This is a genomic window from Saccharomonospora sp. CUA-673, from assembly GCF_001942305.1.
Taxonomy (GTDB): Bacteria; Actinomycetota; Actinomycetes; order Mycobacteriales; family Pseudonocardiaceae; genus Prauserella.
Genome location: NZ_MKKE01000011.1, coordinates 210,528 through 234,939, shown reverse-complemented (window position 1 = coordinate 234,939; position 24,412 = coordinate 210,528). Strand labels below are relative to the sequence as shown.

Below are 24,412 nucleotides of genomic sequence, written 5' to 3'. Positions count from 1 at the left end.
CCCACGGTCGACTCCGCCCGCCCGGTCACCCTCGTCCTCACCGTTTGCCCTTCTCCTCGGCCGCGTCGATCTCGGCCCAGCGCTCGGCGCGCCGTTCCCGGCGGGCCTGCTTCCGGTCGGAGGCGTTCACGCGGTCGGTCTGCTCCAGGCGGGGGTCGCTGCCGCGGCCCGCCAGATGCGTGATCGCTCCCGGCGTCGACGGTTGCCAGTCGAACGTGTAGTTGCCGATGCTGACCGAGCAACCCGGTTCGGCGCCCATGCGTGCGAGCTCCTCCTCGACGCCGAGGCGGTTGAGCCGGTCGCCGAGATAGCCGACGGCCTCGTCGTTGCTGAAGTCGGTCTGCCGCACCCACCGTTCGGGCCGGACACCGCGCACGATGAAGGCGCCCTCGTCGGCGGGATCGGGCTCGATGGAGAACCCGCTGTCGTCGACCGCGGGCGGCGCGAGCACGATCTGCGTCGGCTCGGACGCGGGCCGCTGCGCACGCGTCTGCTCGACGATGTCGCCGAGGGCGAAGCTCAGCTCCCGCAGGCCCGCACGGGAGACGGTCGAAATCTCGAACACGCGCATGCCACGCGCCTCGAGCTCCGGCCGGACGAACTCGGCGAGCTCGGCGGCATCCGGGATGTCGACCTTGTTGAGCACGACGACCCGCGGCCGGTCCTCCATCGAGTCGCCGAGCGCCGGCGTGTAGCGCGCGAGCTCGTCCTCGAGTGCGTCCAGGTCGGACAGCGGATCGCGGTTCGCCTCGTAGGTGGCGCAGTCGATGACGTGCACGAGCACGGAGCACCGTTCGATGTGGCGGAGGAAATCGAGGCCGAGGCCCTTGCCGTCGCTCGCGCCGGGAATCAGCCCCGGCACGTCGGCCATGGTGAACACGGTCTCGCCCGCGGTGACGACTCCGAGGTTCGGCACGAGGGTGGTGAACGGGTAGTCGGCGATCTTCGGCTTGGCCGCGGACAGCACCGAGATCAGCGACGACTTGCCGGCGGACGGGAAGCCGAGGAGGCCGACGTCGGCCATCGACCGCAGTTCGAGGACGAGGTCGCGCTCCTCCCCCTCTTCGCCGAGCAGGGCGAAGCCGGGTGCCTTGCGGGCGCGCGAGGCGAGCGCGGCATTGCCGAGGCCCCCGCGGCCGCCCTTCGCGGCGACGAACGTGGTGCCGGCGCCGATGAGGTCGGCCAACACCTCGCCGTCCTCGGTGAGCACGACGGTGCCCTCGGGCACGTGCAGCTCGAGGACCTCGCCGGCGGCGCCGTTGCGGTGCCCGCCCTGCCCCTGCTTGCCGTTGCCGGCCCGGGCGTGGGGACGGAAGTGGAAGTCGAGAAGCGTGTGCACACCCGGGTCGACGACGAGCCGGACGTCCCCGCCCTGGCCGCCGTTTCCGCCGTCGGGCCCGCCGAGCGGCTTGAACTTCTCGCGGTGCACGGAGGCACATCCGTTGCCGCCCGAGCCCGCGGCGAGGTGGATCACCGCCCGGTCGACGAATCGGGTTGTCATGGTGTGCCTTCCTGTACGACGATGTACGCGGACAACCGCGTACTACGACAAACGAGGGGCGGGACCGGATATGTTCCGGCCCCGCCCCTCGTCGGAGTTACTGGTGGTGCTGGACGGGCCGTCAGCCCTCGCCCGGAACCACGTTGACCATCTTGCGGCCACGCTTCTCGCCGAACTCGACCGAGCCAGGGGCCAGGGCGAACAGCGTGTCGTCACCGCCGCGGCCGACGTTGTCACCCGGGTGGAACTTGGTGCCGCGCTGCCGGATCAAGATCTCACCGGCCTTCACGACCTGGCCACCGAACCGCTTCACACCCAGGTACTGCGGGTTGGAATCCCGACCGTTCTTGGAGTTGGAAGCGCCCTTCTTGGTTGACATCTGAGCTCAGTCTCCTCTGGAAAAAGGCGAAAGCCTTACTTGCTGATTCCGGTGACCTCGATGCGGGTCAGCTTCTGACGGTGACCCTGCCGCTTGTGGTAACCGGTCTTGTTCTTGAACTTGTGGATCCGGATCTTCGGACCCTTGGTCTGCTCGACGACCTTGCCGGTGACCGAGACCTTCGCCAGCGCGTCGGCGTCCGACGTGACCTTGCCGCCGTCTACGTGAAGCACGGCGGGGAAGGTGTGCTCGGTGCCCGGCTCGCCCTCGAGCTTCTCGACCTCGACGACGTCACCAACGGCGACCTTGTACTGCTTGCCGCCAGTCTGGACGACTGCATACGCCGACACGGAAGTCTCCTGCATTGCTCGACTGTGGGTGGGGGCTCACGCGAGCGGACTGCCCTGAGTGGTCCGACTGCTTCGAGCGATCAGACTGCCCTGAGCTATCCGTGGTTCGCGTGGAGCGGCCCGCTCCAACAGCAGGCCGCGCTCCAGCTTACGGGATCCCGGTGCCCAGCAGAGCACCGGGGTCACGATCAGCTGCTGTGTTCGTCCACCGGCGGGCCCGTGGGGCGGCCTGCCGCCCTGCGGGAACGCCGGGTCCTGCTCCGCACCGTCGACACGGCCGCGGCGGACGCCGCACCCGCGCCGGTGGTGTCCGGTCCGCCCGAATCGGACGTCCCGTTGGTCTGTGCAGGCTCGGTGGCCTGCGTGCCCAGAGTACTCGTCAGCACCGGCTGGACCTCGGCCCCGTCGACGGGTTCGGCGGGGCCGGTCGGCCTACCCGCGGCACGCCGGGCCGCGCGACGTCCACGCCGCGGCGTCGGCTCCTGCGCCCCTGCCTGCTCCTGCGCGCCCCCCGGCTCCGTGGTGGCCGCCGACTCCGTGGTGGCTGCCGACTCCGGGGCCGCAGGAGTGTCGGGCGTGTCGGCCGCTGCGGGCTGCTCAGCCGGCTCCGACGGTGCCGCATCGGTCACCACCTCCGCCGCGGCCGGGGCCGCGGCGGTGTCGACCGCTGCAGCGGGCTCCACGGACTCGGCGGGCGCCGACTGGGCACGCTGGGCGCTGCGCCGGCCACGGCGCCGGCGACCGCGACCGGTGGTCTCCTGCTCCTCGGCCGTCTCGGCGTCGGCAGCATCGGAAACACCGGCGTCGGGGCTGCCGGCGTCGGTGGGCGCCGGCGCCGTCTCGTCCCCGGCCGCCGAGGTCTCGCCCTCGGCAGGCTCGTCGTCCTTGGCGACCTTCGAGGCGTTGGCCATCGCCTGGACCGCCGAGACGACGGACTCACGCTGTTCCGGCGTCGGGCCCTGGTCGACGCTCTTGGCCTGGGCGCCGGAGTCACCGGCCTTGTCGCTGCCCTTGCCGCGGCCGCCGCGCTTGCGACCGCCGCCGTTACCGTTACCGCCGCCGTTACCGCCGTTGCCGTTGCCGCCGTGCTGGTGGCCCTGGCCGCCGTTCTTGGCCGGCTCGGACGAGACGAACATGCCGCGGCCCTTGCAGTGCTCGCAGGTCGACGAGTACGCCTCGAGCAGTCCGGTACCGACGCGCTTGCGCGTCATCTGCACCAGTCCGAGCGAGGTGACCTCGGCGACCTGGTGCCGGGTGCGGTCCCGGCCGAGGCATTCGGTGAGCCTGCGCAGTACGAGGTCGCGGTTCGACTCCAGGACCATGTCGATGAAGTCGATGACGATGATGCCGCCGATGTCGCGCAGCCGGAGCTGACGGACGATCTCCTCGGCCGACTCGAGGTTGTTGCGGGTGACCGTTTCCTCGAGGTTGCCGCCGGAGCCGGTGAACTTGCCGGTGTTGACGTCGATGACGGTCATCGCCTCGGTGCGGTCGATCACCAGGTAGCCGCCGGAGGGCAGCCACACCTTGCGGTCGAGCGCCTTGGTGATCTGCTCGTCGATGCGGTGGTCGGTGAAGATGTCGCCGTTGCCGACGTAGCGCTTGACGCGCTCCATCAGGTCGGGGGCGACGTGCTCGACGTACGCGCTGATCGTCTCCCACGCGGTGTCGCCCTGGACCTCGAGCTTGACGAAGTCTCGGTGAACAGATCGCGCACGACCTTGACCAGCAGGTCGGGCTCTTCGTACAGCAGCGTCGGCGCGCCGGACTTCTTGCCGGAGGAGGCCGATGCCTCGGACTTCTCTTGATGATCTCCCACTGCGCCTGCAGCCGGCGGACGTCGCGGTCGAGCTCCTCCTCGCTGACGCCCTCGGATGCGGTGCGGATGATGACGCCCGCGTCCTCGGGCACGATCCGCTTGAGGATGTCCTTGAGCCGCCGCCGTTCGTTCTCGGGCAGCTTGCGCGAGATGCCGGTGGCCCCGCCGGAGGCACGTAGACCAGGAAGCGGCCGGGCAGCGAGATCTGCGTGGTCAGCCGCGCGCCCTTGTGCCCGAGCGGGTCCTTGGTGACCTGCACCAGGACCTGGTCGCCGCTGGTCAGCGCCTGCTCGATCTTGCGCGACTTGCCTTCGAGGCCCGCCGCGTCCCAGTCGACCTCGCCGGCGTACAGCACCGCGTTGCGGCCGCGGCCGATGTCGATGAACGCCGCCTCCATGGACGGCAGCACGTTCTGCACCCGGCCGAGGTACACGTTGCCGACGATCGAGCCGCTGCCCTGGGCGGTGACGAAGTGTTCGCAGAGCACGCCGTCCTCGAGCACGCCGATCTCGGTCGCGTCGCCGCGTTCCCGCACCACCATGGTGCGCTCGACCGACTCGCGACGGGCGAGGAACTCGGACTCGGACAGGATCGGGGCGCGCCGGCGACCGGCCTCGCGGCCGTCCCTGCGGCGCTGCCGCTTGGCCTCGAGGCGGGTCGAGCCGCGCACGCTGCGCACGCCGTCGCCGTGGCCGCTCTTGTCGTTCTGCTTGCCGTCGCGGACGTGCACCACCGTGTTGGGCGGGTCGTCCTGGGACTGGGTGTCGGCGTCGTCGCCGCCACCGCCCTTGCGGCGGCGACGCCGGCGGCGACGCTTGCTGCCGGATTCGGATCCCTCGCCGTCGGCGTCGGCGCCCGAGTCGTCCGTGGACCGGTCGGCGTCGCCCTCGTCGGCGCCACCGCCCTTGCCCTCGCCCCCGGACTCCTTGGCGTCCTTCGAGCCCTTGCCGGACTTGCCGGGTTTGTCCTTGCCGCTCTTGCCGTCCTTCGAGCTCTTGCCCGATTCGGCCGCGTCCGCGCTCCCGGCGTTGTCGTCGCCGTCCTCGGCGCCGTCGACGTCGCCGGCCTCGCCGGCCTCGCCGTTGTCGTCGCCGCCCTTGCCGCGGCCACGACCGCGGCGGCCACGCCGCCGCCGGCGACGGCCACCGTCACCCGACTGGTCGCCGTCACCGTCGGACGAGCCCTGGTCCCCGTCGGTGTCCCCGTCCTCGTCCGTGTCGGTCGAGGTGGCCGGTGCCGACGACGCCGTGGCCGAGCCGGCCGCGGCAGACCCCGAGGTCGCCGCGGCGTCCTCGACGGGGTCCGGCGGCAGGAACACCGGGGACGGCGCCGCGAACACGGGCGTGTGCACGGCGGGCCCGGCCGCGGGCAGCGACGGCTCATCGGGCTGGGCGGGTGCGGACAGCACGGCCGCGGGCGCCTGCGGCGTGTCCGCCGCAGGCTCGGCAGCGCTTGTCTCGGCAGCGCTCGTCTCGACAGGCTCGGCAGCGCTCGTCTCGGACCCGGCCTCGGCGGTGTCGCCGCCCTCGGCCTGGTCTGCGCCGGGCACGGCGCCGGCAGTCTCGGCCACCTTCCGCGCCACGTCCTTGGTCACGCTCGACTGGGGACTCCGCGCCGCTTCGCCGAGCTCGGACAGCATGCCGAGCACCTCTCGACTGCTGGAGCCGAGAAGTTTGGCCAATGCGTGGACGCGAACCCGGTTGGGCAGCTCCTCCAGTGCGCTTGTGATGGATGTGGCGGCAGTCCCGCCGGTGTTCTCGGCGGGTGTCTCCGCGTTCGACATATGTCTCCTCCGCCCCCGGGCGCGCCTGCGTCCGTCCGGGCGAGATCGGTCACCTCGCTGCCGGTACCGGCACGCAGGACGCGGCCGCACAGGGGCCGTTCCTGTTGACCGCCGTGGTGGGCTCACCACAGGCGGGAATCCTTTGTCACTCGTACCACGTGGGCGCCGGATCTTCCGACCTTCCCGACGTGGCGGGGTCCCGCGGCGACGCGGCCGTCAGTGCTCGCGACATCTCGGTGCCTCCCGAGCCGTCGACGTCGACACTGCTTCCGAGGACCTGCGTCGTCCCAGCCGCCAGGCACATGGCGCGTGCCCGCGGCGACGACGAGGATCTCCGAATCAGCACGTCACCGGGCCATCGCCCGCCCGGTCGCCGGTGTCACCCCAGCGCCGACGGCTCGACGGCCTGCTTCAGTATCCCACACCACGCCTGCCGCACCGCGGAGCGCGGCCTCCAAGCACCGCAGCCGGCAGGTCACCCGCGTGGTGAGCGAGAGTTGTCCCCTCATACCGCGGTGGCTACGGTGCGTCATGAGGCAGTCGCGGACTGGCCGGGAGGCCGCCTGCAGGCACTCCTCATCGCGACGACATCCACGGAGGTCCAGTGCTCGGCCGCGGGAACGCACTGCTTGCCTGCGCCGTCCTCGTGCTCGCCGGTCAGCTCGCGATGACCGCACCGGCCCACGCTCGAGACGGTGAGGCCTGTCACACCGATTCCCGGGCGTGGCGGTACGTGGTCCTGTTCGACGAGGGCACCCCGGCCGACCAGGCCGAACGTGTGATCCGCTCCGCGTGCGGCGAGTTGGCCGGCTACCACCCCGACATAGCCGTCGCCGTCGCCACGTCCGCCGATCCGGAGTTCGACGCGACCCTGGGCACCGATCGGGCGTTCAGCGCCGACCGCGCCCGCCACGAACGTGCCTACGGCTCGACCCTGTCCGTCCCCGCGCCGTCCACGCCCGCGCCGTCCACGCCCGCACCGTCCGGATCCGCACTCGCCGGACCCAGCGTCACGCACCCGACCGAACACGCGGACCTCGGCGACGGGCAGTGGGACATGCACCTCACCGGCGCGCGCCTGAAGCCCGCCGAACCGGACGGCCTCGACGAGGTCACGGTCGGCGTCCTCGACTCCGGCATCGACGCCGCGCATCCCGACCTGGCCGGCGCGATCGACCCGGCCGCCTCCGCCGGCTGTCTGACCGGCGTCCCCGACCGCGTCCGGCCGCCTGGTCGCCGGAACCGCCGCACGCGGACCGGTCGCCGGAATCCGAGCCGTCACCGCACGGCACGCACGTGGCCGGGATCGTGGCCGCCGCCGACGACGGATCGGGCGTGACCGGCGTGGCGCCGGGGACCCGGCTCGCCTCCGTGCGCGTGGTCGGCGCCGACGGGTATGTCACGCCGGAGGCCGCGGTCTGCGGCTACGTGTGGGCGGCCCGCCACGGCCTGGACGTCACCAATGCGAGCTTCACGGTCGCGCCGACGGGCGTGGCGTGCACGGCGGGACCGGGGCGCGCGGTCGTGCACGAGGCCGTCGCGCGGGCGGTCGAGTTCGCCGATCAGGCGGGCACGCTCAACGTCGCCGCCGCCACCAACGACGGCCTCGAACTGGCACCGCTGCCGGGCAGCGAGCACTCGGGCCGGACCTCCGGCGCCGACGAGGCCCTCGCGCGGGCGTGCGTGGCCGTGCCGGCCGCGCTGCAGGAGACGGTCACGGTCTCGGCCGTCGACCGGCACGCGGAGAAGGCCGACTACAGCTCCTACGGCCGCGGCGTGATCGACCTGGCCGCGCCCGGCGGTACGGCGGGCGACTGCGTGGTGTCGACCGTTCCGGGCGGCTACGACCGGCTGTGCGGCACGTCGATGGCGGCCCCGCACGTCTCCGGCGCCGCGGCACTGCTGGCCACCGACCGCTCCCCCGACGAGATCCGGCAGCTGCTGGGCCGGCAGGCACGGCCGCTCGACTGCCCGTCCGCGGCGCGTGAGGACGGCGAGTGCAGCGGCCCCCGCGGCGACGACGCCTTCCACGGCGCCGGCATGGTCGACGCCAAGGCCGCACGGACCGTCCACCAGTTGTCGGTCCTGCTCAGCACCGACAACTGAGCCGACGAGGACCGGCCGGGCGCTCGTCAGGCGTTCGGCAGCTGCTCGGTGCCCGCGCGCGGCGCCGGATCGCGAGATCGCCGGCAGTGCCCTGGGTCGCCGGAGGCGTGGTCGCCCGGGCCCGCTGCCGGTCCGCGCCGAGGACCACGAAGCCGTTGTCGGCGATCATCTCCAGGTCGGCCTTCACCTCCTGGCCCTCGGACGTGAGGTAGTCGCCGAGGAAGATCGAGTTGGCCAGATGCAGCGCGATCGGCTGCAGCGACCGCAGGTGCATCTCCCGGCCGCCCGCGATGCGGATCTCCCGGTCCGGGCATACCAGCCGCGCCGCGGCGAGGATCCGCACGCACCGCGTGGGCGTGAGTTCCCAGGTGCCCGCCATCGGCGTGCCGTCGAAGGGCATCAGGAAGTTCACCGGGATCGACTCGGAGCCGAGTTCCCGCAACGCGAACAGCGCTTCGACGAGCTGCTCGTCGGTCTCGCCGAGGCCGGCGATGAGCCCGGAGCACGGGGACAGGCCGGCGCCGGCCGCCTTGCGCACCGTGTCGACGCGGTCGGCGTAGGTGTGCGTGCCGACGATGGCGTCGTGGTGACTCTCGGCGGTGTTGATGTTGTGGTTGTAGGCGTCTACCCCCGCCTCGGCCAGGCGCTGCGCCTGGCCCTCCCGCAGCAGTCCGAGACAGGCGCACACCTCGACGTCCGGGTGCCGGGCCCGCAGCTCACCGACCGCGTCGGCCACACGCTCGACGTCCCGGTCGGACGGACCGCGCCCCGAGGCCACGAGGCACACCCGGCTCGCGCCCGCGCCGAGCCCGGCGGCCGCCTGCGCGAGCGTCTCCTCGGTCGAGAGCCACGAGTACTTGAGGATCGGCGCGTCCGAGCCGAGCGCCTGCGAGCAGTACCCGCAGTCCTCGGGGCACAGGCCCGATTTGAGGTTGACGAGGTAGTTGACCTTGACGGTGTTGCCGAAGTGCCGGCGCCGCAGCCTGCCCACGGCGGCGACCACCTCCAGCAGGCGCTCGTCGTCGGCGAGCAGCACGGCGCGTGCGTCGTCGTCGCCGGCCGGCGTGCCGGCCAGCACCGCGTCGACGAGTCCCTGGAAGTCGGTCATCGATCCCTCCAACCTGAACACCGTTCAGTTGAACGGCGTTCAGGTTAGGGTGATAGACAGTCCGGGTCAACGCCACCGCTCGCCCGGGAGGGATCGCGTGCGTCACCGCAGGGCCGACGTCGTCGCACGCGCGATCAGCGTGCTCGACGAGTACGGGCTGGAATCGCTGACCATGCGCCGGCTGGCCGCCGAACTCGACGTGCGCCCCAGCGCGCTGTACCACCACGTCGCCGACAAACAGACCCTGCTGGCCGCCGTCGCCGACGAGATCCTCGAACGAGGCCGCCGGCCGCAACGCGCGCAACGCTGGGACGCCCGGGTCGTCGAGCTCTGCACCGAGCTGCGCGAGGCGATGCTCGCCTACCGCGACGGCGCCGAGGTCGTCGTCACCGCGCACACGTTCGGCCTCGGCGCCGGCGACCCCGGACACCGGCTGCGCGCCGCGCTCGCCGAGGCCGATCTGCCCGCCGACCTCGTCGACGTCGGAGCACGCGGACTGCTGCATCTCGTGTTCGGCCACACGGTCGAGGAGCAGACCGCGCTGCAGGCGGCGAGCGCGGGCGCATCGACGCACCGCCCGCCGGCCGTTCGGGCCTGCACGAGTCGGTCGAGCTCATCCTGTCCGGGCTCCGGGCGCACGCGGCGAGCCGCGACTGATCACGTGATCAGCAGGCGCGCGAGGCGCTTGGCCGTGAAGTAGGCCCCGACCGCGGCGAGCGCGAGCAGGTAGGCGGTGTGGCCGATCATGCTGACGTCGAGCACCCCGATCGACAGCCCACGCGCCAGTTCGATGCCGTGGTACAGCGGCAGGCACTGCACGAGGTATTGCAGCGGCTCGGGGTAGACGGCCAGCGGGTAGAACGTGGTCGACAGCAGGAACATCGGCATCACGGCCAGCTGCACGAACTCGAACTGGGCCGGCGACTTCAGGAACGTCGCGCACACCATGCCGACGGCCGCGAACGCGAACGACACCAACAACGCGACCGGGACGAGCAGCAGCGCCCACGGCGAGGTGACCAGTCCGAATCCGGCCATGACGCCGAGGAATGCCACCGCGTACAACCCGCCGCGCAGCACGGCCCAGCTGATCTCGCCGAGTGCGATGTCGAGCGGACCCAACGGCGTCGCGAGCATCGCGTCGTAGGTCTTGTTGTAGCGGAACTTGAAGAACACGTTGAACGTCGAGTCGAACACGGCGCCGTTCATCGCCGAGGCCGCCAGCAGCGCGGGCGCGACGAAGGCGACGTAGCTCATCGGTTCGCCGCCGGGGCCGACGACGTCGCCGACGAGTCGGCCGAACCCCACCTGGAACGCCAACAGGAACAGCACGGGTTCGACCACGCCGGAGACGAACACCAGCCAGGCGCGCGAGTACACCAGCGCCGACCGTTCGAGCAGCATCCGCGCGCGTCCGGTGTAGACGGACGCGGGCAGCATCCGCAACAGCAGCCCGCGGCGGCTCGGCGTAGTGGCGGCGGTGGCGGTGTCGGTGCCGATGTCGGTCGTCATTTCAGACCACCAGCCGTCGGTAGAAGTACCGCCGCGCGGCGACGGCGCTGAGGCACAGCACCGCACCCAGGAACGCGAGGTGGCCGAGCGCGGGCAGCACGTCGAGCCCGCCGAGGGTCACGCCGCGGGCGAGTTCGTTGCCGTGCCACACCGGCGAGATCCACGCCAGCCAGCGCACCACGCCGGGCAGCTGCTCGATCGGGAAGAACGTGCCGGAGAACAGGATCATCGGCATGACCACGAACCGGAAGATCGAGGCGAACCGTTCGCCCTCGTTGTAGGTGGTCGCCGCGACGGCCATGATCGGCACCCCGCACGCAAGCGCCGCCAGGATGCCCACGGGGATCACCAGCAGCGCGCCGAGATTCAGCCATGCACCGAACAGTGTCGCGACGAGGACGTAGACCACGCAGGCGATACCCACCCGCAACGTGAGCCAGATGATCTGCCCGCCCAGCAGCTGTCCGGCGGTCACCGGCGTCGCGGTCACGGCGAAGTAGTCCTTCTGCCATTTGAACCCCGACAGCACGGGATAACTGGACTCGCCGACCGCGTTCTGCGCGCGCCCGCGACGAGCAGCGCGGGCGCGACGTAGTGCACGTAGGCCAGTCCACCGGTCGCCGGGCCCGCCTCGACCTGCGAACCGAATCCCAGGCCCATCGCGGCCAGGAACAGCACCGGATGCAGGCCCGAGGAGTACAGGCTGGAGCGCCAGTAGCGGCGGTACCACGTCCAGTGCGCTTCGACCCGCAGCCAGGCCGCGTGCCAGGAACCGAGCACCCGCCCGCTCGCGCGCGACGGCTCGGCCGACGCTGCGGGCGACGGGCCGGAGGTCGGCGTCGAGGTGGAGGCCATGTCAGTCCACCAACGTCCGGCCGGTCAGACGCAGGAAGACGTCCTCGAGGGTGCTGCGTCGCACCAGGCTCGACACGGGCCGCAGCCCCCGGCCGTGCACGCCCTCGAGCGCGCGTTCGCCGTCGGAGGTGTAGACGAGCACGCGGTCGGGCAGATCCTCGATGCGTTCGCCGAACTCGGCGACCGCATCCACCACGCCGGCCTGCTCCCCCGGCGGGAACCGCAGTTCGAGCACCTCGCGGGTGGAGAACCGGGAGATCAGCTCGGCGGGCGAGCCCTCGGCGACGATGCGGCCGTCGTCCATGACGACCAGCCGGTCGCAGAGCTGTTCCACCTCGTCCATGTAGTGGCTCGTGATGATCAGCGTGACGCCCTCGGCCTTGAGCCGGAACAGCCGGTCCCACAGCATGTGCCGCGCCTGCGGGTCGAGGCCGGTGGTCGGTTCGTCGAGCAGCAGCAGGTCCGGGTCGTTGACCAGCGACCGGGCGATCGTCAGCCGCCGTTTCATGCCGCCGGACAACGTGTCGACCAGCGCGTCGGCCTTCTCGGTCAGCTGGGCGAACTCGAGCAGCTCGGTCGCCTTGCTGCGGACCTGCGCCCGCGACAATCCGAAGTAGCGGCCGTAGATGTGCAGGTTCTGCCGCACGGTCAGTTCGGTGTCGAGGTTGTCCTGCTGGGGCACCGACCCCAGCCGGGCGCGGATCCGCGGACCCTCGACGTCCGGGTCCATCCCCAGCACCGACAGGTGCCCGTCGGAGCGCGGCGACGTCGAGGCGATCATCCGCATCGTCGACGACTTGCCCGCGCCGTTCGGCCCCAGGAACCCGAACGCCTCCCCGCGCCGCACCTGGACATCGACACCGCGCACGGCCTCGAACTCGCCGAAGCGCTTCACCAGCGCCTTCGCCTCGACCATCGCCAGGTCCGTGTGTTCACCGCTCACCCGCAGAACCTTGCCACGAACCCCCGACACGAAACGACGGAAATACGCCCCTCGCACACGAACGGCGGCCGCCCTCCGAGTGGGAGGACGGCCGCCGTGGCTACCGCTCGAAATCGCTCAGCTGTTGGGGAACCACAGCTTCAGCTCGCGCTCGGCCGACTCCGGGGAGTCCGAACCGTGCACCAGGTTGAACTGGGTCTCGAGGGCGAAGTCGCCGCGGATCGTGCCGGGCGTCGCCTTCTCGACGGGGTCGGTGCCGCCCGCGAGCTGACGGAACGCGGTGATGGCCCGCGGCCCCTCGACGGCCATGGCCACGACCTGGCCGGAGGTGATGAACTCGAGCAGCTCGCCGAAGAACGGCTTGTCCTTGTGCTCGGCGTAGTGCTCCTCGGCCACGGAACGCTCGACGGTGCGCAGGTCCATCGCGGCGAGCGACAGTCCCTTGCGCTCGATGCGCGAGATGACCTCACCGACCAGGCCCCGCTTGACGCCATCGGGCTTGACCAGAACCAGCGTGCGCTCAGTCACGGGGTAGTACTCCTTCTCGAAACGATGTCTGAGGTGCCGGCGGACTGTGCCCCGCGCCGGCGGACGGGCACAGCGTATCGGGGGCCGTCCCGTCGAGTTTTCGCAGGGAGGCCCCGTCGGTCAGGGGTGCGGCGGGTTCACGGCCGGGGCATCGACTCGGCCTCGGGGTGTTCGACGAGTTCGGACTCCTCGCGGCGGATCCGCTCGCGTCCCCAGTCCCCGAGCGGGGCGAGAGCCTGGTTCAGCGTCCGGCCGTGCTCGGTCAGGGAGTACTCCACACGCGGCGGCACCTCGGGGTAGACCTCGCGGTGGATGAGGCCGTCCTGCTCCATCTCCCGCAGGTGCTGGGTGAGCATCTTCTCGCTCACCCCGACCAGGCCGCGCCGCAGCTGCGCGAAGCGCCGGACGCCGTGCTCCTCCAGCTCCCAGAGGATCAGGCCCTTCCACTTGACGCTGACGACGTCCATCGCGGCGTCGATCCCGCAGATGTACGGCCCGCATCTCGGTGTGTTCGGCATGCCGCTCCCTCGAGGCACTTACCAGAAAGTAAGTACCGCAGCAATTAGTGCGTACTTCCTGATTTTTCCGTACTGGCCAAGCATGAACGAGGACAGCGACAACCTCAACGAAGGAACCCGCCATGACGAGCGACCCGGCACCCATCAGCGTGATCGGCCTGGGGCCCATGGGGCAGACCATGACCCGGTGCCTCCTGAAGGCCGGGCACGAGGTGGTGGTCTGGAACCGCACACCGAGCCGCGCCGAGGGCGTCGTCGCCGAGGCGCCCGTCTCGCGGCCACCCCCGGCGAGGCGCTGACCGCCGGCGAGCTGGTCCTGCTCAGCCTCACCGACTACCGCGCCATGGACGAGATCCTCGACGGCTCCGAGGCCGAGCTGTCCGGGCGCACCCTCATCAACGTCAGTTCCGACTCCCCCGCGCGCACCCGCGAGGCTGCCGAGTGGGCCGCCGGCCACGGCGCCCGCCTGCTGGTCGGCGGGCTCATGGTGCCGGCGCCCATGCTGGGCACCGAGGCGGCCTTCGCCTACTACAGCGGCCCCCGCGCCGACTTCGACAAGGCGCGCGAGGTCCTGGCCCTGATCGCCGAGCCCCGGTATCTCGGTGCGGATCCCGGGCTCGCGCAGCTGATGTACCAGGCGCATCTGGACGTCTTCCTCACGACGCTGTCGGCCCTGATGCACGCCACCGCGCTGGTGGGCTCGGCCGGGGTGAGCGCCCGCGAGTTCCTGCCGGAGGTCTGGCCGACCGTCACCGGCATTCCGGCGATGCTCTCGGCCGGGGGCGACCTCGGCGCGGAGATCGACGCCGGTGAGCATCCGGGGCATCTCAGCACCGCCGCGATGATGGGCGCCACCACCGACCACATCGTCGCCGCGAGCGAGGACGCCGGCATCGACCTCACGCTGCCGCACGCCGTCCAGGGGCACTATCACCGCGCACTCGCCGACGGCCACGGCACGGAGAACTGGTCCCGCATCATCGACGGGATCCGCACCCCGCGATGAGGCGAGACCAGTTCTCGCCTCAGCCGTGCGTCATTCCGGCTGGAGCGTCTTCGACCACAGCGAGGCGCCGGTGCCGTCGCGCAGGTCGACGGTCAGCGCGCCGCTCGCCGCGTCGACGTTGACCTCGCCGAAGTGCTGGAAGCCCTCCATCGGCGAGAGGTTGGCCTCCTCCGGGTGGTGCTTGAACACGACCTCCGGCCCGAACGTGGGGTCCAGGTCGTTGGGCCCGAACGCGCCGGCGTGGATCGGGCCGGAGACGAACTCCCAGAACGGGAGGAAGTCGCCGAACGCGGCCCGGTCCGGGGAGTAGTGGTGCGCGGCGGTGTAGTGCACGTCGGCGGTCAGCCAGACGACGTTGCGGATGTCCATGCGGGCGATGCCCGACAGGATCCGGGCCAGTTCGACCTCGCGGCCGCCGGGCTGGCCGGGCAGACCGTTGGCGACGCCCTCCTGGTCCGGCACGTCGTCGCCGTCCGGGACGATCAGGCCGATCGGCAGGTCGGCCTGGATGATCTTCCACGTGGCCTTGCTCTGCTTGAGCGAACGCAGCAGCCAGTCGGCCTGCCGCTCGCCCAGGACGTGGCCGTCGCCGCGCTGGTCGGCGTCGTTGCGGTCCTTGTAGCTGCGCATGTCGAGCACGAAGATCTCGACGTGGTCGCCGTAGGAGAAGTTGCGGTGGATGCGGCCGTCCTCGGCGCGCTTCTGGTCGATCGGGTGCCACTCGTGGAACGCCTGCAGCGCCCGCGCGGCCAGCACGTCGACCCGCTTCTCGGTGTACTCGGGCAGGTCGAGGATCTCGCCCGGGTACCAGTTGTTGACGACCTCGTGGTCGTCCCACTGCACGTAGCTGGGCACGAGCGCGTTGAACTCGCGCATGCTCTCGGCCATCAGGTTGTAGGCGTACTGGCCGCGGAACTCGTCGACGGTCTCGGCGACCTTCGACTTGGCCTCCGTGACGAGGCTGCGGTACACGCGCCCGTCGGGCAGGGTCACCGTCTCCTCGATCGGGTCGTCGGCGTAGACCGCGTCCCCGCTGTGCAGGAACAGGTCGGGCCTGCGGGCGGCCATGGCGGAGAAGGCCGGCATGCCGCCGATGTCGGGGTTGATGCCCCAGCCCTGGCCCGCGACGTCACCGGCCCACAGCAGCCGCACGTCCGCGGGTCCGGTGGGCGCGGTGCGCAGGCGGCCGACGACGGGTTCGGACGTGGCCCGGCCGTCGAGGTCCTCGGCGATGACGCGATAGTGCACGTCCTCGCCCGTCGGCAGGCCGCGCACCCGCACCTTGCCGGTACCGCCGGTCTTCGGCGTGAGCAGCGGGCCCGGCACGATGCGGCTGTCGGCGAACGACGGGTCGGCCGACACCTCGACCTTCATGCGGGCCGGACGGTCGGCGCGGGTCCAGATCATGGCCGAGTGCCGGTCCACGTCGCCGGATTGCACGCCATGGGTCAGCACGGGCCGGTCGCCGCGGACCAGACCGCTGGCTCGGCCGGCCGCGAAGGCGGTGGCGGCGATCAGGCCGGTGCCGACGACACCGGCGCGCAGCACGCTGCGGCGGTCCATGCCCGGCCGGTTCGCCGCCGAGCCGTTCAACGGGTGGGAAGGGAGATCAGTCATGCGGACATGAATACCCCGCGGTGACTGCACCAGGATCAATTCCGGCTGTACTGCCGGTGAACTGGCACCCGTTTTCCGGATCGCGAGCTACTGTGTTGCTTCCTGTTCCGGCGGCTGCTGGCTCGCCAGCGTGCCGCGGGCCATGCGCCGTTCGACGTCGCGGCGCAGCCACAGCAGCCACAGCCACACGCCGAGGAAGATCAGGCCGATCGTCGCGATCGACGGCAGGGCGATGACGAACGCCAACAGCACCGCGTGCAGACCGAGGATCACGCCGGTGGCCCACGGCTTGGTGAGGAACGCGCACAGCGCGAGCAGCGCGGCGACCACGCCCATCACGGTCCAGCCCTGGAAGCTCGTGATGCCGGCGCCCAGCGTCGCGACGACCGGGAGCGACAGCGCGACGACGATCGCCTCGATGACGAGCGTGCCCGCCTGCACCCCGCGGAAACCCTTCATCGGGTCGACGGGCGCGGGCCACTCGGCCCCTTCACCCTCGGCCGCTGCGCCCTCGGCCGTCTCGGCGGCCGCCGGGGTGCCGGTCTTGTCTTCGCTCATGCGGGCTCCTTGCCGAACAGGGTGCGGGCATCACCCGCGGTGACGACCGAGCCGGTGACGAGCACGCCGCCGCCCGCAAGGGGTTCCTCGGGGTCGTCCGGCTGCTCGACGAGGCTCACGGCGATCTCGATGGCGGTGTCCAGCTGCGCCTCGACGGTGACCCGCTCCTCGCCGAACACGTCGACGGCCAGCTCGGCGAGCTGTTCGGCCGGCAGCGCACGCGGCGACGAGTTGGTCGTCACAACGATCTCGGACACGACGGGCTCGAGTGCCTCGAGGATACCGCGCGCGTCCTTGTCCCCCAGCACGCCGACGACCGCGGCCAGCCTGCGGAACGCGAACTCCTCGTCGATCGTGGCGGCCAGCGCGGCCGCCCCGTGCGGATTGTGTGCCGCGTCGATCATGACCGCGGGTGCGGCCCGGACGCGTTCCAACCGGCCGGGCGTGACGATCTCGGCAAACGCCGCGCGGACCGAGTCCTGCACCAGCTGCCGTTCCTTGCCCGCACCGAAGAACGCCTCGACCGCGGCCAGCGCCAACGCCGCGTTGTCGGCCTGGTGCTTGCCGTGCAGGGGCAGGAAGACCTCCTCGTACACCCCGCCGAGGCCCTGGATCCTCAGCAGCTGCCCGCCGACGGCGATGGTGCGCTCCAGGACCGTGAACTCGCTGCCCGCGCGCGCGACGGTCGCGTCGACCTCCACGGCACGCTCCAGCAGGACGCGTTCGGCGTCCGGCTCCTGCTCGGCCAGCACGACGACCGATCCGGGCTTGATGATGCCGGCCTTCTCCGCGGCGATGCTCGCCCGATCGTCGCCCAGGTACTCGGCGTGGTCGACGCCGATCGGCGTGATCACGGCGACCTCGCCGTGGGCGACGTTGGTGGCGTCCCACGCCCCGCCCATGCCGGCCTCGAGCACGGCGACCTCGACCGGTGCGTCGGCGAACGCGGCGAACGCCATGCCCGTCAGCACCTCGAACTTGCTCATCGCCGGCGCGTCCGGGCCGCCGGCCTGATCGACCATCTGCACGAACGGCGCGACGTCGCGGTAGGTGTCGACGTAGCGCTCGGGTGAGATCGGCTGCCCGTCGATGCTGATGCGCTCGGTGACCAGCTGCAGATGCGGACTGGTGTACCGGCCGACGCGCAGGCTCATCTGCGTCATCAGCGCCTCGATCATGCGCGAGACCGAGCTCTTGCCGTTCGTGCCCGCGACGTGCACCACCGGGTAGGTCGTGTGCGGGTCGCCCAGCAGGTTCACCAGCGTCGAGATCCGCGTCAGCGAGGGCTCGAGCTTCGTCTCCGGCCACCGCTCGTTGAGGGCGGCCTCGACGACCTGCAGCTCGCGGCGCGACTGGGCCGCGATGGCCGCTTCCTCCTCCTCGCTGACCGGCTCCGGGTCGTCCGGCAGCGGACCGGCGATGAAGTTGTCGCCCTCGGTGAGTTCGGGCGGAAACTCCTGGTCGTCGTCCGACACGCACACACTCCCTGCAGCTCTTACGTTCGCCGTTCGAGTCTACGTGCGACCCGCGGCGCACTCGTCAGGCCGTCTCGCGGGGCCGGGTGCAGCTCTCGCCGGTCAGGCGAGCGTGGCCCACCAGCTCGCGTCGAGCTCACCGCGGGCGACGAACTCCGCCGGGCCGGTGAGGGTCGAGCCCTCGCGGTCGACGGTGACGGTCACCCTGCCACCCGGGATGTCCACTGTGGATGATCCGTGGTCGGTGCCGGCCAGGTGCAGGGACGCGGCCACCGCGGCCACGGTTCCGGTGCCGCAGGCCCGGGTCTCCCCCACGCCGCGTTCGTGCACACGCATGCGCAGCGCGCCGGGCTCGAGGACGTTGATGAACTCCAGGTTCACCCCGTCCGGGAAGACGTGGTGGTCGAACCGCGGGGCGTCGCGCAGGTCGAGATCGGCGACGTCGTCCTCCATTGTGGACACCAGATGCGGGTTGCCGACGTTCACGGCCACCCCGGACAACTCCCGGTCGCCCACGATCGCCACCGACGTGCCGGTGATCCGCGCCGGGCCCATCTCGACGGTCACCGACAGGTCGGGATGCACCTGCACCGGCCGGTCGCCCGCCCGCGTGCCGACGACGAACTCGCCGCGCTCCTCCAGACCGGCCTCGACGAGGTAGCGGGCGAACACGCGCACCCCGTTGCCGCACATCTCCGAGACGGAACCGTCGGCGTTGCGGTAGTCCATGAACCACGTGGCCGAGGTGTCGACGTCCTCACCGAGGGCCGCCGTCCGCACGACCCGCAGCACACCGTCGGCACCCAGGCCGCGCTGGCGGTCGCACAGCGCGGCGACCCGCTCCGGCGTCAGGTCCAGCGCACCGCCGGCGTCGGGCAGCAGCACGAAGTCGTTCTGCGTGCCGTGCCCCTTGAGGAACTCGATTCCACCCATGCCCTCCAGATTACGGTGTCACCGCGCGGAGAACATGATCACCCAGGTGCGGATCGGCCCCGTCGAACCACCGGATCCGCGTGTCCCGCCGGAACCACTTGCGCTGCTTGCGCACGAAGCGCCGGGTGGCCTGCGCCGTCTCGTCCGCGGCCTGCGCGAACGGGTCCACGTCGGTTGCGGCGTCGGTGCCGGTCTCGGGGGCCTCGTGGGCATCCAGCGCGGCCAGCACCTGCTGGTACCCCAGCGCGCGCGAGGCCGTCCTGCCCTCGCGCAGCCCCCTGGCCTCCAGTGCGCGCACCTCGTCGACGAGTCCGGCGGCGAACATCCGATCGACCCGCAGCGTGACGCGCTCGTCGAGCTCGGCGACGTCCCGGTCGACCCCGACCAGCACGGTGTCGTAGCGCGGCGGGCCCGGGGTCGGCAGATTCGCCGAGAACGGCTCCCCCGTGATCTCGATGACCTCCAGCGCCCGCACGATCCGCCGCACATTGCCGGGCAGGATCGCCGCCGCCGCGGCCGGATCGAGCCGCTCCAGGCGTTCGTACAGGGCCCGCGCGCCGGCGCCGTCGGCCTCGGCCTCCAGCGCGGCCCGCACCTCGGGGTCGGTGCCGGGGAACCGCAGATCGTCGAGCACCGCCTGCACGTACAGGCCCGAACCGCCCACCAGCACCGGCACGCGGCCCGCCGCCAGCAGACGCTCCACCTCCGCGCGGGCGTCGCGCTGATAGGCCGCCACGGACGCCGTCTCCGTCACGTCCAGCACGTCGAGCAGGTGGTGCGGCACGCCCCGGCGTTCCTCGACGGTGGCCTTCGCCGTGCCGATGTCCATCCCCCGGTACAGCTGCATCGCGTCGGCGTTGACGACCTCCCCGCCGAGCGAGAGCGCCAGCTCGACCCCGAGGTCCGTCTTGCCCGTCGCCGTCGGCCCCACCACCGCAACCGGCCGAACCCCGCTCACGACCCACTCCAGATGGCCACGTGATAGCCCACTCCCCTGGGCGCGCCCGAGTACAGCAGCTCGCCACGCCAGCTCCGGCCGGTCGCCAGGGCGAAGCCCGCCAGGGCCTGCCACGGCGCGCGGCCCTCGGCGCGCTGGTCGACGGCCACCGCGGGGTCCAGGTCCGCCAACGCCGCCAGGTCCGCCTCGGCCAGCGCCGCGGCGACCGCGGTGTCGAAGGGCTCCGCGCCCTCGTGCGCGTCGCCGCGCGGGGCCGTGTCCCGCCGGGCCGACCCGTCACCGAGCACGAGCAGTCCGTACTCGGTCGTCGGGTCCGCGACCTCGGCATCCGCCGCCAGCTCCGCGCCGAACGCGGCGCACGCGCCCGGCGCGGCATCGGCGGCCACGAGCCGCGCGCGCACCGATCGGGCACCGACCTGCTCGCGCAACCACGCGGCGATCAACACCGGCAACGGCAGATCCTCGGGTTTGCCCTCGCCCGATCCGGTGTCCGACGGCCCCGACAGCTCCGACGGTTCCCAGGCGCTCAGGGCCGCGACGACGTCGACACCCAGCGCGCGGAACGTGCCGACCCGGTCGGCCTCGACCCGACCCTCGCCGGCGCCCACCGCGATCCAACGCTCGGGCAGCCGGGCGGCGGCCGTGACCGCCGCGGCCCGCACCTCGTCCCCGAGCCGGGAACCCGGCACCAACCGGGGCACCAACAGCGGCGCGGAGGGGACCACCACGGCACACGAGATCACGCATCGGAGGTTACCGGGCACACTCTCGGAGGTACGTCTTGCGGCATTGGAGTACCGAGAAACGCGCTGACCTGTTTGAATGCGGACAACAATCCCGAGCACCACCCCAGAGAACAGCGCACAGCAGCAGACCTGTCGACACAGCAACACCCGGCCCCGCCGCCCGCGGCGCCCGCCCTGCGGGCCTAGGTGAGAAGGAGCCGGCGATGGCCGAGCAGGACACACCGGACACGGACGCCCCCCGCAACGCCGGGACGGAGACCCAGGCGACCACGGCGGACCCGGCGGACACGGCAAACCCCGCCGACACGGCGGACACGGCGGCGGCCGACCCGACGCCGGCCACCGAGCCGGGCCGACCTCCCGAACCGGCGCACGTGCCGGCACCCAGCGAGGTGCCGCACACACAGCCCGCCTCGACGGTCCCGACCGCGGAGTCGCATCCGGAGAACTGGGGACGGATCGACGACGACGGCGCGGTGTTCGTCCGCACGGCCGACGGCGAACGTCAGGTCGGCGTGTGGCAGGCCGGCACGGCCGCCGAGGGGCTCACCCACTTCGCCCGGCGGTTCGACGACGTGCGCACCGAGGTGGAGCTGCTCGAAACCCGCCTGTCCTCCGGTGCCGGCGACCCCAAGCAGGCGCTGGCCAGCGCGACACAGCTCAAGGAGGGCCTCGCCGACGCGGCGATCGTCGGCGACATCGACGCCCTGGCCGCGAAGCTCGACGCGGTCATCGCCCACGCCCAGCGCTCGTTGTCGCAGGTCAAGGAGAAGCGCGAGCAGGCACGCGCCGACGCCGTCGCCCGCAAGCAGACGCTGGCCGAGGAGGCCGAGCAGATCGCCGAGTCGTCGACCCAGTGGAAATGGGCGGGCGACCGGCTCAAGGCGATCCTCGACGAGTGGAAGACCGTCAAGGGCATCGACCGCAAGACCGACGACGAATTGTGGAAGCGGTTCTCGAAGGCGCGGGAGGCGTTCAACCGGCGCCGCGGTTCACACTTCGCCGAACTGGACAAGCAGCGGGCGGCGGCCAAGCGGCGCAAGGAAGAGCTCATCGAGGAAGCCGAGTCGATGACGGCGTCGACCGACTGGGGTCCGACGGCGGCGCGCTACAAACAGCTCATGGCCGACTGGAAGGCCGCGGGCCGCGCGCCGAAGGACGCCGACGACGCGCTGTGGCAGCGCTTCCGCGCCGCGCAGGACACGTTCTTCTCCCGGCGCTCGGCCGCGTTCTCCGAACGGGACGCCGAGTTCGCCGAGAACGCCACGCGCAAGGGGGAGCTGCTCGTGGAGGCGGAGAAGATCGACGCCTCGACCAACCTCGACGCCGCCCGCGCCCAGCTGCGCCGGATCCAGGAGCAGTGGGACGAGATCGGCAAGGTGCCGCGCGAACGCATCCGCGAACTCGACGGCAGGCTCAAGGCCGTGCAGGACCGGGTGCGCGGCGCCGAGGACGCCCAGTGGCGGCGCACCGACCCCGAGGCGCAGGCCCGCGTCGACCAGTTCCGCGAACGGGTCCAGCAGTTCGAGGACCAGGCCGCGAAGGCCCGCGAATCGGGTGACGAGAAGCGCGCCGCCAAGGCCGAGCAGCAGGCCGCCCAGTGGCGCGAATGGCTCCAGGCCGCCGAAGGGGCCATCGCCGACCGCTGACGGGGCGCTCGCCCCGTCAGCGGGGCGGCGTCAGGTCCGCGACCAGGCCAGCCGGGTCCACTGTGCGGCGAGCACGACCATGCAGATCCACATGATGATCATGCCGATACCCGGCCCCTGGCCGGGCATGCCGCTGACCGACGAGGACTGCTGCGACCAGAGCGAGAGCATGCCGTCGACCGAGGACACCCAGCAGCCGACCGTGCACACCCACGCCAGCCACCAGCGCCGGGTGACCAGCGCCGCGGCCGAGGCCAGCACGCCCGAGAAGGTCGCGGTGTAGGCGAACAGCATCGGGATCGAACCGCCGTCGCCGAAGAACATGCGCCAGCCGGGTTGGCCGTCGACCCAGGGCAGCAGCACGGCCACCAGGGCCACGAAGGAGACCACCGCGACGAAGAAACCGGTGCGACCCGGCTCGATCGTCTTGGCAGCCTGCTCCACCGTGGAGTCGACGTCCTCGCCCAGTTCCTGGACGGCTCGCTGTTCCTCGGTCACTATCCACATCCCGTCGACGTTGCGACCAGCGGTTGCGCTGGCTTGCCGAAGCTCGGCAGTCCGAGGCTCACGCCATCGGTTTTCGGCCGCTGTCCGGCCTCTGCATTGTCGCCGGCGCTCGTCCGGCGGTGACTGATCAGATCGCCGTCGGCGACCAGGTGGTGCGGGGCGGCGTAGGTCACGGTCGTCTCGACGATGTCGCCGGGGCGCACCGCCCGGTCGACGACGTCACCGGTCGGCGTGAAGTGCACGAGCCGTCCGTCGCGAGCACGGCCGCTCATGCGCCGGGTCTCGACGTCCTTGCGGCCCTCGCCCGCGGCGACCAGCAGCTCCACCCGGCGGCCGACCTGCTTGCGGTTCTCCTCCCAGGAGATCTCGTCCTGCAGGGCGACGAGCCGGTCGTAGCGTTCCTGCACGACCTCCTTCGGCAGCTGGCCGTCGAGGTCGGCGGCCGGGGTGCCGGGGCGCTTCGAGTACTGGAACGTGAACGCGCTGGAGAACCGCGCCTGCCGCACGACCTCGAGGGTCTGCTGGAAGTCCTCCTCGGTCTCGCCGGGGAAGCCCACGATGATGTCGGTGGTGATGGCCGCGTCCGGCATCGCCGCGCGCACCTTGTCCAAGATGGACAGGAACCGGTCGGATCGGTACGAGCGGCGCATCGCCTTGAGGACCCGGTCCGAGCCGGACTGCAGCGGCATGTGCAACTGGTGGCACACGTTCGGGGTCTCGGCCATCGCGTCGATGACGTCGTCGGTGAACGCGGCCGGGTGCGGGGAGGTGAACCGGACCCGCTCGAGACCCTCGACCGAACCGCACGACCGCAGCAGTTTGCCGAACGCCTGCCGGTCGCCGAATTCGACACCGTAGGAATTGACGTTCTGCCCCAGCAGGGTCACTTCGAGCACGCCCTCGGCGACGAGCGCCTCGACCTCGGCCAGCACTTCTCCCGGCCGTCGGTCGCGTTCCTTGCCGCGCAGCGACGGGACAATACAGAACGTGCACGTGTTGTTACAGCCGACCGAGATCGACACCCACCCCGAATAGGCCGAATCGCGCCGGGCCGGCAGCGTCGACGGGAACGTCTCGAGCGATTCGAGGATCTCCACCTCGGCCTCGGCGTTGTGCCGGGCTCGTTCCAACAGCGTGGGCAGCGATCCGATGTTGTGGGTACCGAACACGACGTCGACCCAGGGCGCGCGTTTGACGATCTCGCCGCGGTCCTTCTGGGCCAGGCACCCGCCGACCGCGATCTGCATGTCGGCCTTCTCGTTCTTGCGGGCGCGCAGATGACCCAGGTTGCCGTACAGCTTGTTGTCGGCGTTCTCCCGGACGGCGCACGTGTTGAGCACGACGACGTCGGCGGCCTCGCCCTCGGTCGCCGGAACGTAGCCCGCCTCCTCCAGTTGGCCCGCGAGCCGCTCGGAGTCGTGGACGTTCATCTGGCAGCCGAATGTGCGAATCGAGTACGAACGGGTCACACCGTCAAGGGTAAACAGGCACCTCACTGGGCCGATGACACCCCGGGTAGCTAGGCTCTCCCGCCAACGGGGTCACCTCACGCACCGTGAGC

Annotated in this window: 21 protein-coding genes and 3 pseudogenes; 6 read left to right on the top strand and 18 right to left on the bottom strand. The window is 71.6% G+C overall.

Annotation, left to right across the window (positions count from 1 at the left end; genetic code table 11):
• Nucleotides 1-37: 37 nt before the first annotated feature.
• From obgE to BJF85_RS07210, 4 genes and pseudogenes are all read right to left on the bottom strand, one after another.
• Entirely contained in the window at nucleotides 38-1,501 is a 1,464-nt protein-coding gene (gene obgE / locus BJF85_RS07225) for a GTPase ObgE (RefSeq protein WP_075846264.1), read from the bottom strand.
• Nucleotides 1,502-1,622: 121 nt separating this feature from the next.
• On the bottom strand, nucleotides 1,623-1,880 hold the full coding sequence (gene rpmA / locus BJF85_RS07220; RefSeq protein ID WP_075846263.1) for a 50S ribosomal protein L27: 258 nt from the start codon (nucleotides 1,878-1,880) through the stop codon (nucleotides 1,623-1,625).
• Nucleotides 1,881-1,915: 35 nt separating this feature from the next.
• Complete coding sequence (gene rplU / locus BJF85_RS07215) at nucleotides 1,916-2,230, bottom strand: 50S ribosomal protein L21 (protein WP_075846331.1); 315 nt, start codon at nucleotides 2,228-2,230, stop codon at nucleotides 1,916-1,918.
• Nucleotides 2,231-2,418: 188 nt separating this feature from the next.
• A pseudogene (locus BJF85_RS07210) lies at nucleotides 2,419-5,832 on the bottom strand (translation initiation factor IF-2 N-terminal domain-containing protein).
• 604 nt (nucleotides 5,833-6,436) lie between these two features.
• On the opposite strand from BJF85_RS07210, the gene BJF85_RS29815 reads away from it, so the two are divergent.
• Together BJF85_RS29815 and BJF85_RS29810 are read left to right on the top strand one after the other, a co-directional pair.
• Complete coding sequence (locus BJF85_RS29815; protein ID WP_255375462.1) at nucleotides 6,437-7,171, top strand: hypothetical protein; 735 nt, start codon at nucleotides 6,437-6,439, stop codon at nucleotides 7,169-7,171.
• Nucleotides 7,129-7,938 carry a S8 family serine peptidase gene (locus BJF85_RS29810; protein WP_255375461.1) on the top strand — a complete coding sequence of 270 codons (810 nt, stop codon included), beginning with the start codon at nucleotides 7,129-7,131 and terminating at the stop codon, nucleotides 7,936-7,938. Before BJF85_RS29815 ends, BJF85_RS29810 begins: the two co-directional genes overlap by 43 nt.
• Before the next feature lie 26 nt (nucleotides 7,939-7,964).
• On the opposite strand, the pseudogene bioB reads toward BJF85_RS29810, so the two are convergent.
• Nucleotides 7,965-9,046, bottom strand: a pseudogene (gene bioB, locus BJF85_RS07200) (biotin synthase BioB).
• Nucleotides 9,047-9,143: 97 nt separating this feature from the next.
• Here bioB and BJF85_RS07195 point away from each other — a divergent pair.
• A complete protein-coding gene (locus BJF85_RS07195; RefSeq protein WP_255375460.1) occupies nucleotides 9,144-9,746 on the top strand; it encodes a TetR/AcrR family transcriptional regulator C-terminal domain-containing protein in 603 nt (200 codons plus the stop codon).
• On the opposite strand, the gene BJF85_RS07190 is transcribed toward BJF85_RS07195, so the two are convergent.
• The 5 genes and pseudogenes from BJF85_RS07190 to BJF85_RS07170 form a co-directional block, all read right to left on the bottom strand.
• Nucleotides 9,704-10,558: an ABC transporter permease gene (locus BJF85_RS07190; protein WP_075846262.1), complete on the bottom strand. Its 855-nt coding sequence runs from the start codon at nucleotides 10,556-10,558 to the stop codon at nucleotides 9,704-9,706. The two genes, BJF85_RS07195 and BJF85_RS07190, sit on opposite strands and share 43 nt — an antisense overlap.
• A gap of 1 nt (nucleotide 10,559) precedes the next feature.
• Nucleotides 10,560-11,413: pseudogene (locus tag BJF85_RS07185) on the bottom strand (ABC transporter permease).
• A gap of 1 nt (nucleotide 11,414) precedes the next feature.
• On the bottom strand, nucleotides 11,415-12,329 hold the full coding sequence (locus BJF85_RS07180) for an ABC transporter ATP-binding protein (RefSeq protein WP_075846330.1): 915 nt from the start codon (nucleotides 12,327-12,329) through the stop codon (nucleotides 11,415-11,417).
• A 144-nt stretch (nucleotides 12,330-12,473) separates the two neighbouring features.
• Nucleotides 12,474-12,884 (bottom strand): nucleoside-diphosphate kinase, encoded by a 411-nt coding sequence (gene ndk / locus BJF85_RS07175; protein WP_075846261.1) that lies wholly within the window; start codon nucleotides 12,882-12,884, stop codon nucleotides 12,474-12,476.
• Nucleotides 12,885-13,021: 137 nt separating this feature from the next.
• Nucleotides 13,022-13,402: a helix-turn-helix domain-containing protein gene (locus BJF85_RS07170; protein WP_075846260.1), complete on the bottom strand. Its 381-nt coding sequence runs from the start codon at nucleotides 13,400-13,402 to the stop codon at nucleotides 13,022-13,024.
• Nucleotides 13,403-13,524: 122 nt separating this feature from the next.
• On the opposite strand from BJF85_RS07170, the gene BJF85_RS31235 reads away from it, so the two are divergent.
• Entirely contained in the window at nucleotides 13,525-13,701 is a 177-nt protein-coding gene (locus BJF85_RS31235; protein ID WP_369822112.1) for an NAD(P)-binding domain-containing protein, read from the top strand.
• A gap of 44 nt (nucleotides 13,702-13,745) precedes the next feature.
• Nucleotides 13,746-14,408 carry an NAD(P)-dependent oxidoreductase gene (locus tag BJF85_RS07165; RefSeq protein ID WP_369822111.1) on the top strand — a complete coding sequence of 221 codons (663 nt, stop codon included), beginning with the start codon at nucleotides 13,746-13,748 and terminating at the stop codon, nucleotides 14,406-14,408.
• Between the two features lie 30 nt (nucleotides 14,409-14,438).
• On the opposite strand, the gene BJF85_RS07160 is transcribed toward BJF85_RS07165, so the two are convergent.
• The 6 genes from BJF85_RS07160 to BJF85_RS07135 all read right to left on the bottom strand — a co-directional run bounded on the left by BJF85_RS07160 (nucleotide 14,439) and on the right by BJF85_RS07135 (nucleotide 20,692).
• Nucleotides 14,439-16,025: an alkaline phosphatase gene (locus BJF85_RS07160; RefSeq protein ID WP_083666047.1), complete on the bottom strand. Its 1,587-nt coding sequence runs from the start codon at nucleotides 16,023-16,025 to the stop codon at nucleotides 14,439-14,441.
• 87 nt (nucleotides 16,026-16,112) lie between these two features.
• On the bottom strand, nucleotides 16,113-16,583 hold the full coding sequence (locus BJF85_RS07155; protein ID WP_083666045.1) for a DUF4233 domain-containing protein: 471 nt from the start codon (nucleotides 16,581-16,583) through the stop codon (nucleotides 16,113-16,115).
• Nucleotides 16,580-18,058, bottom strand: a complete 1,479-nt coding sequence (locus BJF85_RS07150) for a folylpolyglutamate synthase/dihydrofolate synthase family protein (RefSeq protein ID WP_075846327.1) — start codon at nucleotides 18,056-18,058, stop codon at nucleotides 16,580-16,582. The genes BJF85_RS07155 and BJF85_RS07150 overlap by 4 nt, the downstream gene beginning before the upstream one ends.
• A gap of 102 nt (nucleotides 18,059-18,160) precedes the next feature.
• Nucleotides 18,161-18,991 carry a diaminopimelate epimerase gene (gene dapF, locus BJF85_RS07145; protein ID WP_075846259.1) on the bottom strand — a complete coding sequence of 277 codons (831 nt, stop codon included), beginning with the start codon at nucleotides 18,989-18,991 and terminating at the stop codon, nucleotides 18,161-18,163.
• A 10-nt stretch (nucleotides 18,992-19,001) separates the two neighbouring features.
• Nucleotides 19,002-19,949, bottom strand: coding sequence for a tRNA (adenosine(37)-N6)-dimethylallyltransferase MiaA (gene miaA, locus BJF85_RS07140; protein WP_075846258.1), 948 nt, complete (start codon nucleotides 19,947-19,949; stop codon nucleotides 19,002-19,004).
• Nucleotides 19,946-20,692 carry a hypothetical protein gene (locus BJF85_RS07135; protein WP_075846257.1) on the bottom strand — a complete coding sequence of 249 codons (747 nt, stop codon included), beginning with the start codon at nucleotides 20,690-20,692 and terminating at the stop codon, nucleotides 19,946-19,948. The genes miaA and BJF85_RS07135 overlap by 4 nt, the downstream gene beginning before the upstream one ends.
• Nucleotides 20,693-20,898: 206 nt before the next feature.
• Here BJF85_RS07135 and BJF85_RS07130 point away from each other — a divergent pair, with 206 nt between their 5' ends.
• Complete coding sequence (locus BJF85_RS07130; RefSeq protein WP_083666043.1) at nucleotides 20,899-22,344, top strand: DUF349 domain-containing protein; 1,446 nt, start codon at nucleotides 20,899-20,901, stop codon at nucleotides 22,342-22,344.
• A 30-nt stretch (nucleotides 22,345-22,374) separates the two neighbouring features.
• Here the strand turns inward: BJF85_RS07130 and BJF85_RS07125 are convergent, their stop codons facing one another.
• The gene (locus BJF85_RS07125) at nucleotides 22,375-22,851 is read right to left on the bottom strand and encodes a hypothetical protein (RefSeq protein WP_139320506.1); all 477 of its coding nucleotides are present in this window, start codon (nucleotides 22,849-22,851) and stop codon (nucleotides 22,375-22,377) included.
• Nucleotides 22,842-24,320, bottom strand: coding sequence for a tRNA (N6-isopentenyl adenosine(37)-C2)-methylthiotransferase MiaB (miaB, locus tag BJF85_RS07120; RefSeq protein ID WP_075846255.1), 1,479 nt, complete (start codon nucleotides 24,318-24,320; stop codon nucleotides 22,842-22,844). Before miaB ends, BJF85_RS07125 begins: the two co-directional genes overlap by 10 nt.
• Nucleotides 24,321-24,412 lie beyond the last annotated feature (92 nt).

Excerpts from the sequence above, each read along its gene's own strand:
- obgE (WP_075846264.1), bottom strand. The coding sequence starts at position 1,501 with ATGACAACCCGATTCGTCGACCGGGCGGTGATCCACCTCGCCGCGGGC.
- rpmA (WP_075846263.1), bottom strand. The coding sequence starts at position 1,880 with ATGTCAACCAAGAAGGGCGCTTCCAACTCCAAGAACGGTCGGGATTCC.
- BJF85_RS07190 (WP_075846262.1), bottom strand. The coding sequence starts at position 10,558 with ATGACGACCGACATCGGCACCGACACCGCCACCGCCGCCACTACGCCG.
- BJF85_RS07180 (WP_075846330.1), bottom strand. The coding sequence starts at position 12,329 with ATGGTCGAGGCGAAGGCGCTGGTGAAGCGCTTCGGCGAGTTCGAGGCC.
- BJF85_RS07170 (WP_075846260.1), bottom strand. The coding sequence starts at position 13,402 with ATGCCGAACACACCGAGATGCGGGCCGTACATCTGCGGGATCGACGCC.
- BJF85_RS31235 (WP_369822112.1), top strand. The coding sequence starts at position 13,525 with ATGACGAGCGACCCGGCACCCATCAGCGTGATCGGCCTGGGGCCCATG.
- BJF85_RS07165 (WP_369822111.1), top strand. The coding sequence starts at position 13,746 with ATGGACGAGATCCTCGACGGCTCCGAGGCCGAGCTGTCCGGGCGCACC.
- BJF85_RS07160 (WP_083666047.1), bottom strand. The coding sequence starts at position 16,025 with ATGACTGATCTCCCTTCCCACCCGTTGAACGGCTCGGCGGCGAACCGG.
- BJF85_RS07155 (WP_083666045.1), bottom strand. The coding sequence starts at position 16,583 with ATGAGCGAAGACAAGACCGGCACCCCGGCGGCCGCCGAGACGGCCGAG.
- dapF (WP_075846259.1), bottom strand. The coding sequence starts at position 18,991 with ATGGGTGGAATCGAGTTCCTCAAGGGGCACGGCACGCAGAACGACTTC.
- BJF85_RS07130 (WP_083666043.1), top strand. The coding sequence starts at position 20,899 with ATGGCCGAGCAGGACACACCGGACACGGACGCCCCCCGCAACGCCGGG.
- BJF85_RS07125 (WP_139320506.1), bottom strand. The coding sequence starts at position 22,851 with ATGTGGATAGTGACCGAGGAACAGCGAGCCGTCCAGGAACTGGGCGAG.